This is a genomic window from Streptomyces sp. HUAS 15-9, assembly GCF_025642155.1.
GTDB lineage: Bacteria > Actinomycetota > Actinomycetes > Streptomycetales > Streptomycetaceae > Streptomyces.
The window spans coordinates 7,898,227-7,910,374 of sequence record NZ_CP106798.1; the positions used below are offsets into that span (position 1 = coordinate 7,898,227).

11 protein-coding genes are annotated in these 12,148 nt (G+C 72.6%); 6 read left to right on the forward strand and 5 right to left on the reverse strand.

Going from position 1 to position 12,148, the window contains the following annotated elements:
- The first annotated feature begins 138 nt into the window (after window positions 1-138).
- Window positions 139-978, forward strand: a complete 840-nt coding sequence (locus N8I87_RS35955; protein ID WP_263215034.1) for a pentapeptide repeat-containing protein — start codon at window positions 139-141, stop codon at window positions 976-978.
- Here the strand turns inward: N8I87_RS35955 and N8I87_RS35960 are convergent.
- Window positions 940-2,475 carry a cytochrome P450 gene (locus tag N8I87_RS35960; protein ID WP_263215035.1) on the reverse strand — a complete coding sequence of 512 codons (1,536 nt, stop codon included), beginning with the start codon at window positions 2,473-2,475 and terminating at the stop codon, window positions 940-942. The genes N8I87_RS35955 and N8I87_RS35960 overlap by 39 nt on opposite strands.
- A gap of 117 nt (window positions 2,476-2,592) precedes the next feature.
- Between N8I87_RS35960 and N8I87_RS35965 the strand changes: the two genes are divergently transcribed.
- Window positions 2,593-3,198 carry a TetR/AcrR family transcriptional regulator gene (locus tag N8I87_RS35965; RefSeq protein ID WP_263215036.1) on the forward strand — a complete coding sequence of 202 codons (606 nt, stop codon included), beginning with the start codon at window positions 2,593-2,595 and terminating at the stop codon, window positions 3,196-3,198.
- A gap of 88 nt (window positions 3,199-3,286) precedes the next feature.
- The gene (locus tag N8I87_RS35970; RefSeq protein ID WP_263215037.1) at window positions 3,287-4,012 is read left to right on the forward strand and encodes a DUF2470 domain-containing protein; all 726 of its coding nucleotides are present in this window, start codon (window positions 3,287-3,289) and stop codon (window positions 4,010-4,012) included.
- Here N8I87_RS35970 and N8I87_RS35975 read toward each other — a convergent pair.
- The 3 genes from N8I87_RS35975 to N8I87_RS35985 form a co-directional block, all read right to left on the reverse strand.
- Window positions 3,980-5,248 (reverse strand): lactonase family protein, encoded by a 1,269-nt coding sequence (locus tag N8I87_RS35975; RefSeq protein WP_263215038.1) that lies wholly within the window; start codon window positions 5,246-5,248, stop codon window positions 3,980-3,982. The genes N8I87_RS35970 and N8I87_RS35975 overlap by 33 nt on opposite strands.
- Before the next feature lie 129 nt (window positions 5,249-5,377).
- On the reverse strand, window positions 5,378-6,442 hold the full coding sequence (locus N8I87_RS35980) for a hypothetical protein (RefSeq protein ID WP_263215039.1): 1,065 nt from the start codon (window positions 6,440-6,442) through the stop codon (window positions 5,378-5,380).
- A gap of 61 nt (window positions 6,443-6,503) precedes the next feature.
- Window positions 6,504-7,757: an FUSC family protein gene (locus tag N8I87_RS35985; protein WP_263215040.1), complete on the reverse strand. Its 1,254-nt coding sequence runs from the start codon at window positions 7,755-7,757 to the stop codon at window positions 6,504-6,506.
- A gap of 165 nt (window positions 7,758-7,922) precedes the next feature.
- On the opposite strand from N8I87_RS35985, the gene N8I87_RS35990 reads away from it, so the two are divergent.
- The 3 genes from N8I87_RS35990 (at window position 7,923) to N8I87_RS36000 (ending at window position 11,005) form a co-directional block, all read left to right on the forward strand.
- On the forward strand, window positions 7,923-9,212 hold the full coding sequence (locus N8I87_RS35990) for an ROK family transcriptional regulator (protein WP_263215041.1): 1,290 nt from the start codon (window positions 7,923-7,925) through the stop codon (window positions 9,210-9,212).
- Between the two features lie 624 nt (window positions 9,213-9,836).
- On the forward strand, window positions 9,837-10,019 hold the full coding sequence (locus N8I87_RS35995; protein ID WP_263216830.1) for a hypothetical protein: 183 nt from the start codon (window positions 9,837-9,839) through the stop codon (window positions 10,017-10,019).
- 119 nt (window positions 10,020-10,138) lie between these two features.
- A complete protein-coding gene (locus tag N8I87_RS36000; protein WP_263215042.1) occupies window positions 10,139-11,005 on the forward strand; it encodes an alpha/beta fold hydrolase in 867 nt (288 codons plus the stop codon).
- Here the strand turns inward: N8I87_RS36000 and N8I87_RS36005 are convergent.
- A complete protein-coding gene (locus N8I87_RS36005) occupies window positions 11,002-11,967 on the reverse strand; it encodes an SDR family NAD(P)-dependent oxidoreductase (RefSeq protein WP_263215043.1) in 966 nt (321 codons plus the stop codon). The two genes, N8I87_RS36000 and N8I87_RS36005, sit on opposite strands and share 4 nt — an antisense overlap.
- Between the last annotated feature and the right edge of the window lie 181 nt (window positions 11,968-12,148).

A 12,148-nucleotide genomic window follows, 5' to 3' on the forward strand; every position in this document is an offset into this window, starting at 1 on the left:
CTGTGGTAGCCGAGCCTGTTTTCCGTTGTATGAGAAGACCCCCACAGGGCGGAAAACTCGTCGGTGAGTTTCCGTTCCCGGTGGGGCAGTCGGGCCTGCGCAGTCAGGGGAGGTTCCGCAGGTCAGTAGGCTGGGTGCATGCCAGACCAGATAGCCGACCGGCCCGAACTGCGCGGTGACTGCGCGCGTTGCTTCGGGCTGTGCTGTGTCGCCCTGCCCTTCGCCGCCTCGGCGGACTTCGCGGTCGACAAGCCCGCCGGAAAGCCCTGCCGGAACCTCCAGGACGACCACCGGTGCGGCATCCACGCCGGCCTCAGGCAGAAGGGCTTTGCCGGCTGCACGGTCTACGACTGCTTCGGCGCCGGTCAGAAGGTCTCGCAGGTCGTCTTCGGCGGACAGGACTGGCGTGGCGGTTCCCAGGAGCAGGCCCGGCAGATGTTCGACGTGTTCCCCGTCGTACGACAGCTCCATGAACTGCTCTGGTATCTCACCGAGGCGCTGAGCCTGCCTGCCGCCCGTCCCGTCCACGCCGAGCTGCGCGCCGCCCTGGAGAAGACCGAGCGGCTCACCGGGCAGAGCCCCGGGGAACTGGCCGTGTTCGACGTGGTTGCCCACCGGCAGGAGGTCAACGTCCTGCTGCTGCGCACCAGCGAACTGGCGCGGGCGGGCGCCCCCGGCAAGAAGGGCAAGAAGAAGGACCGTCGGGGCGCCGACCTCATGGGCGCCCGCCTCAAGGGCGCCGACCTGCGCGGCGCCAGCCTGCGCGGTGCCTACCTCATCGCCGCCGACCTCACCGGCGCCGATCTGCGCGGCGCGGACATGATAGGCGCAGATCTGCGCGACGCCGATCTCACGGACGCCGATCTGACCGGCGTGTTCTTCCTGACCCAGCCGCAGCTCGACGCGGCCCGGGGAAGTGCCGGGACCCGGCTGCCGACGTCAGTCGCCCATCCCGTGCACTGGGCAGCGCGGCTCTGACGCCGGGGCCTCGGGGACGGTCACCGGCGCGGCGGGCGCGGGCGCGGGGCGGCGCTCCAGACGCAGTCGCAGCCCCTCCGGCATCAGCGTCAGCCGCTCGGTCACCCGCAGCCGGTAGTCCGGGTCGGACACGAGGTCGTAGCGGCGCAGCAGCAGGCCGAGGACCAGGGTCGCCTCGTGCAGCGCGAACTGGCGGCCGATGCAGGCCCGTGCCCCGGTGCCGAACGGTTTGAAGGTGTGCGGCGCACGCTTCCGTACGGCTTTCGCGTCGAACCGGTCCGGATCGAACTGCTCGGCATCCGCGCCCCACACCTCGGGATCGCGGTGCAGCATCGGTGTCAGCACCAGCGCCCACCCGCCCCGCCGCATCGGATGCTCCCCGGCCAGCACCGTGTCCTGCCGTGCCTCGCGGGCGTAGGCGGGCGCGGTCGGCCACAGCCGTAGCGACTCGTCGAGCACCCGGCGCACATACCGCAACTTGGCGACCTGCTCGTATCCGGGCGCCGGGGTGTCGCCCCAGACCCGGTCCACCTCGGCGCGGGCCCGGGCGGCGACGTCCGGGTGCCGGGAGAGGTAGTGCAGGGCGAAGGACAGCGCGCCGGAGGTGGTCTCGTGCCCGGCCACCAGGAAGGTGATCACCTGTCGCCGGACGTTCTCCGGCGACAGCCGCTCCCCGGTCTCCGGATGCGCGGTGTCGAGCATCCGGTCGAGCAGGTCCCCGTCCCCGCTGCCGGACCGGCGCCGCTCCCTCACGAGGTCGTCGACGGTGCGGTTGAGGTGGGCGATGTCGGCGGCGTTGCGCCGGCCGGCCCGCCGCAGCAGCGACCGGACCAGCGGCGCGGGCACGGTGTTCAGCCGCTGGGCGTAGGTGAGCGTGCCCACCATCGCGGTGACGAAGGGATGCGGCCGGTCGCGCTCGAACGACCCGAAGTCGTGCCCGAACCCGGTGCGGGCGATCGTCTCCAGGGTCAGCTTGGTCATGTCGCCGGGCACGTCCACGGCACGGCCCGAGGCCAGCTCCCGGTCCCAGTGGTCGGTCAGCCGCCCGGCCACGGCGAGCATCATGGAGTGGTAGCCCTCCATGGCCTCGCGGCTGAAGGCGGGGGCCAGGACGTCGTGCGCCAGCTGCCAGTTGGGCTCGTGGTTGTACGCCGTGAACAGCCCGTCCCCGGCGACCGGACGCAGATTGGCGATCCCCAGCCCCACGTGCTTGGCGAACCGGGCCTCGTCCGAGATGTCGGCCGCGAGACGGGCGCCCCACACGAACACGAACTCGTTGCCGAACGCCTTGCGCCGGAAGATCGGGCCCAGCTCACGGGCGTAGCGCAGCGAATCCTGCACGGGAGTGCGCCGGTCGACACCGAGCACATCGCCCAGCAGCGGGATGCGGCGTGGCGGATGCGGAATGCGGTGCAGCTCGGGCCAGCCCTGCTCGGCGCCGCGGAAGCCCCTCGGCAGTGCTTCCCCGGCCGTCGTCGACATGTCCGTCTCCGCCATGACGCGATCTCCCTTGATCCAGCGGCAGGTTGAGCTGCGGTACCGTGTTGTACGTGGGTTCAATAGTGGGTTGAAGTCTGGCCCCCTTGTTGAACCGGCGTCAAGTAAAGTGCGGACATGGCTGCGAACCAGGGCGAGCGCACCCGCCGCAGACTCAGCACCGGGGAGCGCCGGGAGCAGCTCCTGTCGGTCGGGGCCAGACTGTTCTCGGAGAGCCCCTACGACGACGTGTGGATCGAGCAGGTCGCCGAGATCGCCGGGGTCTCCCGGGGGCTGCTGTACCACTACTTCCCGACGAAGCGGGACTTCTTCGCGGCGGTCGTCGAGCGCGAGAGCGAGCGGATGCTGCGCATGACGGCGGCCGTGCCCGGGGTGCCGGTGCGCGAGCAGCTCACCGCCGGACTCGACACCTATCTGCAGTACGTCGAGGCGCACGCCCACGGCTACCGGGCCTTCCATCGCGCCGACGCGGCCGGTGACCAGGCGGTACGGCGGGTCTATCGGCGGGCTCTGGCCGCCCAGGAGCAGCAGATCCTGGCGGCCCTCTCCGCGGACCCGGAGTTCGGCCCGCTGTTCGAGAAGCGCCCCGAGGTGCGGCTCGCGGTCCGCGGCTGGCTGGCCTTCACCACCGCCGTGTGCCTGGAGTGGCTGCGCGGCTCGGACCTGACCCGGGACCAGGTGCGGGATCTGTGCGCGCGGGCTCTGCTGGGGGTCATCGCCTGACGCCTGGCGGTGCGGGCCCGAGCGGCCTGGTTGGCATGCGCCCCGATCTTCGATAAGTTAGGCAAGGCTTACCTAAGGAGGTTTCTGGATGGGTGACAGCCAGACCTGGACGGCCGCGCCCGGGGCGGCACAGCAGGCGCGATCGGTGCTCGCCGCCGCGTGGTCCTGTGCGGTGACCGCGGAGGGCGGCCGGGAGGAGTTCGTCGGCGCGCACACCGTGACCGTGGACGGCCGGGTGATCCTGCACGTCCCCGAGGACAGTGCCCTGCTCGCGGCCGCCGTCTGCGCACCGCGTGGGGAACCGTCGGCCGTGCTGGAGTTCGCCGACGTCGCGCCCGTCCCGGTGCGCAGCCGGATCCGCGCACGGCTCTGGCTCGCCGGCTGGTTCGCCGTCGAGGACGGCCGGCTCGCCTTCAGGCCCACCCGGGTCGTGCTGCGCAGGCCCCGCGGCTCCGTGGTCGTCGACCTCGACGAGTTCACCGCCGCCGCGCCCGACCCGCTGGCCGCCGCCGAGGCCCAGCTCCTGACCCACCTCGCCGACGCCCATCCGGACGCCGTCGCGCGCCTCACCCGCCTGGTCGAGCCCGACAGCCTGCACGCGGCAGTCCGCGTCCAGCCCCTTGCCGTGGACCGACACGGGCTGACCCTGCGCATCGAGCGCGCCCGCACCCACGGTGACGTACGCCTGCCGTTTCACACGCCCGCCGATCACGTCGGGCAGCTGAGCGAACGCATGCACGCCCTGCTGGCGCAGGCCGGCGCGGCCACCTGCCCCCGCTCGCTACAGCGGCAGCGCGCAGACGGCGACCGGTGAGGAGAACGGCTCGCCCGCGAGCCGCAGTTCACCGCTGCCTGTGTCCACATGGAAGACGCTGACCGTGCCCGAGCGCTGGTTCGCCGCGAACAGCAGCCGCCCGTTCGGCGAGAAGGTGATCTGCCGCGGGAAGTCGCCGGACACCGGCACGGTGTCGAGCAGCCGGAGCCGGGCCCCGTCCGCCTCCACGGCGTAGCGCGTGAGGCTGTTGTGACCGCGGTTGGCCAGGTAGGCGTACGAGCCGTTCGCGGTCACCAGGATCTGCGCGGGGTAGCTGGTGCCCTCGCCGGTGCCCGTGGACTGCGCCTCGCCGATCGTGAGGCGGCCGGTGCGGGGGTCGTAGGCACACACCGCGACCGTGTTGTCCACCTCGTTGGCCAGATAGGCGTACCGGCCGCCCGGATGGAAGGTGAGGTGGCGCGGGCCCGCGCCCGGCCGGGTCCCTGAGCGGGCGACCTCGGTGAGCGTGCCCTTCGCGGGTTCGAGGCGGTAGCTGTAGACGGTGTCCGTGCCCAGGTCGACGGCGAGGACATGACCCCCGTCGGGGCTGGTGACGAACTGGTGCGCGTGGGGCTCCTGTTGCCCCGGGCCGGGCGCCGGGCTGGAGTGCGTGACCACGTCGGTGTGCTCCCCGAGGGCGCCAAAGGCGTCGATCGGGTGCACGGCCACACTGCCCGACCCGTAGTTGGCGCTCAGCAGCCACCGCCCGGAAGGGTGGACGGACACATGGCAGGGCGCCGCGCCGCCGGTGCTCCGGCTGCCGAGGATCCGCCGGTCGGCCAGGCGGACCGCGGTCACGCCCCCGTCCTCGCGCTCGTTCACCGCGTACAGGGTGCGGCCGTTCGGATGCACGGCGAGATACGACGGGTCGGCGACGCCGGTGAGCGTGCCGTCGCCGGTGATCGCGCCCGTCGCCGGGTCGTACGTGGCCAGCCCGATGCCCGTGCCGCCGTCCTCCGCCGAGGTGTAGGTGCCCAGGTAGAGGGGGTGCGGGCCGGACGCCTTCGGGGAGGATTCGGCGGGCGCCGGTTGCTGTGCGGCTGGTGCGTCCGTCCGTGGAGCTTCGGACGTGCCGGTCCGTGGAGCTTCGGACGTGCCGGTCCGTGGAGCTTCGGGCGCGCCCGTCCGTGGAGCCGCCGGTGCCGGGACGGCCACCACCACCGCGGTTCCCGCCAGGGCCCCGACGAACCGACGCCGACTCCAGCCGCCGCCCGCCGCTTGCGCACCACTGTCCATGCCCGCACCCTCAGGTCGTCGGCTGCCTCGGTCGTGACAGTCACCTTGGCGTGGATCCGAGGTCAGAGGCAAGAACAATGAGCGTTGCGCAGGGTGCAATGAGAGGCCGGGTGCAGTGAGACGTGGTGTCTACCACTCGCCGTCCTCCACCGGCTCGCCCGGCGCGTCCTTCAGCGGCTTCACCTGGCCGGGCGTGGGCTCCTGCCAGGACTCCAGATCGTCCCCGAGCCAGTCGCCGACCGGCTTGACCGCGCCGAGGGCGTCCGTGGGTGCGAGGTCCTCGCCGTCCTGGTCGTAGTAGTCGTACCAGGGGAGTCCCGCGCGGGTGTACGCCGCCCGGTCCACCGGCGACGGCGGCGGAGCCTCGCCCGTGATGCGGCGCCACTCCGGGGGCGTCACCAGATGCACGAACACTCGCCCGGCCGGCTTCTCGGCCCACTCCTTGAGCTTCCGGTCGTCCTGGTAGACCTCCTGGCGCATCGAACCCCCGACGCCGAGCCCCATGGCGGCGGCCATGGGAGAACGGGGCGCGGCGGCGGGCGCCGGCATCGCGCCGGGGGCGGGCGGTGCGCCGGGGGCGGGCGCGGCCATGGGCATGGCGGCGCCGTACCCGCCGGCCGCCGTGGCCCTGCTCATCCGCTCCCGGCGGATCCGCTCCTGCTCGCGCCACTCGGCGAGCGGCTCGTCCCGCAGCGGGAACGACTGCAGCTGTCCGCCGCCCCACACCTCCTCGCCGGTGACCTGCCCCTCCACCGTCGCACCCAGCCCCAGCGGCACGGCCACGAACTGGCGGACCGTCCCCTTCCCGGAGTTGATGCCGTCCAGCCAGGGCTGCCGGGGCAGTACGACATAGTTCTGCGGCCTGCGGGACAGCCGGTCGCTCCACCGCTTGCCGGACACGGCGCACACCTTGCCGACCCCGACCTGCAGCGCGGCCGGTTCCGTCGTGCCCGCGAAACTCAGCCACATCGCCTCGCGCAGATACACCGGCAGCATCACGCCGCCGCGGGCCCGCCACTGCGCCGGCACCGTGTCCGGGAAGTCGGCCACCCGCCGGACGGGGAACTCGCCCAGGCCCGGCGGCAGCGGATGCGTACCCGTCTCGGGCAGCCGCAGCGTCCGCACGAACCGCACCGCCACACCGCCCGGCAGCCGCAGCGTGTTCCCGTCGATCCGTACGCCCGTGTCACTCATCCGCGTGTCCCCCTTCGATGCCCCGGGTGTCCCGTCAGGGTTCGACGGCCCGGGTGTCCCGTCAAAGAGAACGCCCTTCGGCACCCGGGCGGTTCCGGCGCAGCTTCTCGGGCACGCCCACCCGCTCCCGCAGCCAGGTCAGACGGGGCAGCTTCGCGCTCTGCTCACCGGAGACACGGTCCAGTTCCTCCAGCAGACGGCGTGAGCGGTGCTCGGTGTCGAGTTCGTCGATCATCCGGTTCACCTCGGTCAGGACGGCGCCGTGCAGCTGCCAGTGCCGGCTGTCGCGCTCGACCTCGTCCCGCAGCAGCAGGGCGAGCTTGTCGCGGGTGGCCGCCGCCGCGTGCAGCTCCGCGCTCAGCCGCGCCTCGGCCGCGTCCGCGTTGCTGCTGAGGTCGGTGGTCACCAGCACCGCGAAGCTGACCACGGCGTCGCCGATCTCGGACAGCAGCTCCTCGACGGTCGCGCCCGCCTCCGACGCGAACAGCGGCTCGGGGTCGCGGGCCTTGGCCAGATCGGTGAAGGTGCGGGCCAGCACCCGCATCACGACCGTGCAGATCTCCAGCGTGTCCAGGCCGGTCCGCAGCACCACCCGGCGCAGCAGCCCCTCCTTGACGCGCGGATTGAGCCGCAGACTGTCCTCGGCCTGCCGCAGGGCCGCGTCCACCTCGACGATGTCGTGGTCGAGCCGGCGCGCCTCGTGCAGCCGCGCCGCCGCCACCTCCACCGGAGTACGGCCTGCGGCCTCCTCGCCCATCCGCCGCATCAGCTGCCGCACCCGCCGCGCCAGGCCCTCGACCGACTCCCCGGCCTCGTCCACCCACACCGGGGGAGGCAGCAGCAGATTGCAGGCCATGCCCACGGCCGCCCCGATCAGTGTCTCCACCACCCGGGCCCAGGCCGTGTTCCCGACGGTCGTGACCCCGAGCACCAGCATGGCGCTGATGGCCACCTCGGGCACGTACTCGTCGACGCGCACCAGATGACCCACGGCCAGCGAGGCCACGATCAGCAGCGCGAGACTCCACCAGGTCAGCCCCACCAGCAGGCTGAAGGCGATGGCGACGAGGACGCCCGCCACCACCGAGTTGACCCGGCGGATACCGTTCTTGAGCGTGGCGTACAGGGTGACCTGGACGACCAGCAGGGCGGTCAGGGGCGCGGTGAGCGGTGCGGGCTCGGGGCTCAGGCGCAGCGCGAGGACATACGCGATCGTCGCCGCGGCGGCCGAGCGCAGCGTCTGTACGACCACGGGGTCCCGGTGGCGCCTCAGGAGCCGCGCCGCCCCCGCCGTCCACTTCCGTTCCTCTTGCATCCCTTGGCCTGTTCCCGTTCTGTGGAGGCGCCGAACGTACCGGACGTGGAAGAAAGAACCCCTGGTCCGCTTAGCTCATATCGTGAACTAAGGGTTGGGTGAATATCGCGCCGAGCCCGCGAGCAGAGGTATGTTGCAGGTCGGGCAGGGTTCGAAGGGGGCCACATGGCGGGGCGGAACGGGCGCACGGTACGCGACCTCAGGCGGGGCAACCGCACGGCCGTGCTGCAACGGCTGTACTTCGACGGGCCGCTCAGCCGTTTCGAACTCGGCCCGGCGACCGGTCTGAGCTCCGGCTCGGTGAGCAACGTCGTCGCGGATCTGATCGCCGACGGGCTGGTCGAGGAGGCCGGCAGCGTCGACTCCGACGGCGGCCGCCCCCGCACCCTGCTGAGGGTCGCTCCGCACAGCGGGCACATGATCGGCGTGGACGTCGGCGAGACCCGGGTCCGGGTGGAGCTGTTCGACCTCACCCTCACCGAACTCGCCCGCGTCGAACGGCCGTTGGAGCCGCAGCGGTACGACGTCGACGTCATCGTCGGCCATGTCCGCGACGGCGTCACCGAGGTCCTCGCCGAGGCCGGGACCGATCCCGGACGGCTGCTCGGCGTCGGCGTCGGCGTCCCCGGCATCGTCGAGCACACCGCGGACCGGGGTGCCGTCGTGCACGGGCAGACGATCGGCTGGGACGCCGTACCGCTGGAGGAACTGCTCCGCTCCGGCTCCCAACTCCCCGACACGGTTCCGTACTTCATCGACAACGGGGCCAAGACCCTCGGCCAGGCGGAGATGTGGTTCGGCGCGGGCCGCGGCGCCCGTAACGCGGTCGTGGTGCTCTTCGGCTCCGGCGTCGGCGCCTGCCTCGTCACCCCAGAGGTGGAGAACGGGCGGGCCGTCGAATGGGGGCATCTGACGGTACGGGTCCGGGGGCGGCGCTGCCGCTGCGGCGCGCTCGGCTGCCTGGAGGCCTACGCGGGTGCCGAGTCCCTGCTCGAACGGTGGGAGGAGGAGGGCGGGCGCCCGCCGCAGGGCACCGACGAGGAGACCGCGCTCACCGCGATGCTGGCCGCCGCGTATCCGCCCGAGGGCACGGCCGAGGACCCGGTGGCGCTGGCCGTTCTCGAGGAGACCGCCGAGTATCTCGGGGCCGGCCTCTCCGACCTGATCAACCTCTTCCAGCCCGAGCGGATCCTGATCGGCGGCTGGGCCGGACTCCAGCTCGGCGCCCGCTTCCTGCCCGCGGTACGCCGCCACGCGACCACGTATGCGCTGCGTCACCCGGCCGAGAAGGTGACCATCGACCTGGGCCGCCTCGGCCCCGACGCGGTCACTGTCGGCGCGGCGATCCTGCCCCTGGCCGACTTCTTCGCCCGCGGCGGCCACCGCGCCCAGCCGACGACCGAGGACCGCCACCCGGCCTGGAGAACGGCACTCCAGGAACGGACACCGCACTGACCCTCCGGGATGCGAGCCAATTCCGGCAAGCAACCCCACCCGGCGCCACCGGGGCCCGCGGACCAGGACGGATCCCGCACCGAGGCCGTGACCGTACCGTCCGACTGGACCGCGCGCACTGATCGCCCCACAGGCATGCACACCGGCCGCCGACGTGGTGGCGCGGCCCTTCAGGCTCACCGACGCGTGCCGGGCCGTCAGCGCATCGGTCGTACTGGTGCGGCCGGAGACCTGGTCCGTCGGTGCCGACGAGGTCCCCGGCCGCAGCGAGCCCGCGCTTCGCGTCGGGGACCGGGCCCCGTGGGACCTGGGGCCCGCCGCCGAGCGGCCCGCCGGACATGATGGCATGTTGCCGACCATGGCTTCCCGCACGTTTGTCGGCCTGCTCGCGCCTTGGGCCGTCGGGCTTGCCCACGCGTGCCGGGCCGCCGACGTACGGGTCGTGGTGGTGCGGACGGGGACCTCGTCCGATGGTGCCGACGAGGTTCCCGTCCGCACCGAGGCCGCGCGCAGCGCCCCGCGCGTTTGGCAGCCCGCCCACGCGGTACTCGCGTACCGCTCGAACCGACGCGAGGGGAGTACGTCGTGGTCGACCGTCGCCGCCGCGGGCCCGTTCCGCGTGACATGCAGGATCAGCAGGCCCGCACCGGGGAGGACCCTTGGGAGGCCCGCCCGAAGCAGCCGACAGGCGACCGTGCCGGGGAGGACGTCCCCGACACCGACGAGGCCGGCACGGGGCGGCGGGGTGCACCGCGCTCGGGCTCGGTGCACCCCGAACACCCCGTACCGGACGAGCCCGCCGACTGAACTCCGCGTCGGGGTCCGCCCCTTGACCTCCGAGGTAATCGACGCCCGCCACGACTCCCGCAAGCATGGACGACGTACCCAGTCAGCCGCTCGACCAGCGGATTCCAGGAGGACGTCCCATGCCGTACTTCGACAGCCCCGCCGACGGCACGCGCCTGCACTACGTCGACTACGGCCCGGCCGACGGCCCGGTCGCCGTCTTCGTCAACAGCGCCTACCTCGGGACCGAGATGTGGGAGCGGCAGATGCTGCCGCTGGCGCGGGAGGGCCACCGCTGCGTCGGTCTGGACCGGCGCGGGCACGGGCGGTCCGACGACGTGTGGGACGGCTACGACCTCGACACCCTCGCCGACGACCTGCACGCCCTCCTGGACCATCTGGATCTGCGCGCTGTGACCCTGATCGGCCACTCGCTGGGCAGTGCGGAGATCGTGCGCTGTCTGACCCGGCACGGCGCCGGACGGGTGGCCCGCGTCGCCCTCGTCTCCGGCATCGCACCCGGCGTCGTGCGCTCGGCCGGCAACCCGGACGGCTGGGACCCGGAGGCCATGCGCACGGGGACCGAGACCTTCCTGCGGGACCGGGCGGCCTTCTTCGACGACCCCGACGCGGTACGGGACTTCTTCGCGCTCGGCCGGCCCGGCGTCGAACTGTCACCCGCCTACGTCCGCCATCTCAAGGACCGCTGCATGGTCGCCACGGCCCGGGCGGCGAGCGCCGTCCAGGAGACCATCGCCACCGTGGACGTCGCCCCCGAACTGGCCGAGCTCGACCTGCCGGTGCTGGTCCTGCACGGTTCGCTCGATGTCTCCGCGCCCCTCGAACTGACCGGCCGGCGCAGCGCGGCACTCGCGCCGGACGCCACGCTCAAGGTCTACGAGAACGCGGGCCACGGACTGTTCGCCACGCACGCCGGCCGACTCACCGCGGATCTGCTGGAGTTCATGGCCGCGGAGGAGACGGCCCGAACGGTGAAGACGGCCTAGCCGGCGAAGGCGTTCACCCCCGTCAACTCCGCCGACAGCGCCCACAGGCGGGCCGCCTGCTCCGGATCCGTCGCCCAGTCCATCACACCGGTCCGCTCCCCGTCCGCGGGGGCGGGCTCGGCGATGTCGCAGTCCTCCAGGTACACCCCGCCCATGCCGTCCAGCTGGGGCGAGGTGGCCGCCCACACCTGGGTGGCCGCACCCTGCTGCGGGGTCTTGAAGCCCTCGGGGTTCAGTGGGTTGCCCTGCTCGTCGATCCAGCCGCGCTCGACCATCTCCGCACGGGGCAGATGCCGCTGCAGCGGGGTGATGATGCCGCCCGGGTGCAGCGAGAAGGCCCGTACGCCGAAGTCCCGGCCGAGTGTGTCGAGGTGCACGGCGAACAGGGCGTTCGCGGTCTTCGCCTGCCCGTACGCCTCCCACTTGTCGTAGCCCCGCCGCCAGTGGATGTCGTCCCAGCGGATGCCGGAGAAGTGGTGGCCGCGGGAGGAGACGGACACGACCCGGGCGCCGCCGGGTGCGATCGCCGGCCACAGCCGGTTGACCAGGGCGAAGTGCCCGAGGTGGTTGGTGGCGAACTGCGCCTCCCAGCCGGGCCCGACCCGGGTCTCCGGACAGGCCATGATCCCGGCGTTGTCGATCATGAAGTCGATCTGGCGGCCGGAGGCCAGAAAGCGCTCTGCGAAGTCGCGCACGCTGTCCAGGTCACCGAGGTCGAGCTCGTCCAGCTCGACACCGTCGATCCCGGTGAGTGCCTCGCGTGCCGTGTCCGGGCGGCGCGCCGGTACGACGACATGGGCGCCCGCACCGGTGAGCGCGCGGGTGGTCTCCAGACCGAGGCCCGAGTAGCCGCCGGTGACGATCGCGATGCGTCCGGACAGGTCGATGCCCCGCAGGACGTCCTCGGCGGTGCTCTCGGCGCCGAACCCCGAACCGATCTTGTGCTGTGCAGTAGTGCTCATGTCCGGAACGCTACGAATTGGAGTGCGCTCGAAGTCAACTCGAAGCCAACGTGGAAAGCCCCGACCGCGACGGGGGTATCACGGTCGGGGCGGCTGAACGGTGGGCACGGACGGCGGTCGCCTCTCGGCGAAGGGCCCGGGGACGCTGTCCCATCCACCCACGGCTGGTTCAACGGGCAAC

Bases quoted from the DNA above. Each gene is read 5' to 3' on its own strand.
- N8I87_RS35955 (WP_263215034.1), top strand. From the start codon at position 139: ATGCCAGACCAGATAGCCGACCGGCCCGAACTGCGCGGTGACTGCGCG.
- N8I87_RS35960 (WP_263215035.1), bottom strand. From the start codon at position 2,475: ATGGCGGAGACGGACATGTCGACGACGGCCGGGGAAGCACTGCCGAGG.
- N8I87_RS35965 (WP_263215036.1), top strand. From the start codon at position 2,593: ATGGCTGCGAACCAGGGCGAGCGCACCCGCCGCAGACTCAGCACCGGG.
- N8I87_RS35970 (WP_263215037.1), top strand. From the start codon at position 3,287: ATGGGTGACAGCCAGACCTGGACGGCCGCGCCCGGGGCGGCACAGCAG.
- N8I87_RS35975 (WP_263215038.1), bottom strand. From the start codon at position 5,248: ATGGACAGTGGTGCGCAAGCGGCGGGCGGCGGCTGGAGTCGGCGTCGG.
- N8I87_RS35980 (WP_263215039.1), bottom strand. From the start codon at position 6,442: ATGAGTGACACGGGCGTACGGATCGACGGGAACACGCTGCGGCTGCCG.
- N8I87_RS35985 (WP_263215040.1), bottom strand. From the start codon at position 7,757: ATGCAAGAGGAACGGAAGTGGACGGCGGGGGCGGCGCGGCTCCTGAGG.
- N8I87_RS35990 (WP_263215041.1), top strand. From the start codon at position 7,923: ATGGCGGGGCGGAACGGGCGCACGGTACGCGACCTCAGGCGGGGCAAC.
- N8I87_RS35995 (WP_263216830.1), top strand. From the start codon at position 9,837: ATGCAGGATCAGCAGGCCCGCACCGGGGAGGACCCTTGGGAGGCCCGC.
- N8I87_RS36000 (WP_263215042.1), top strand. From the start codon at position 10,139: ATGCCGTACTTCGACAGCCCCGCCGACGGCACGCGCCTGCACTACGTC.
- N8I87_RS36005 (WP_263215043.1), bottom strand. From the start codon at position 11,967: ATGAGCACTACTGCACAGCACAAGATCGGTTCGGGGTTCGGCGCCGAG.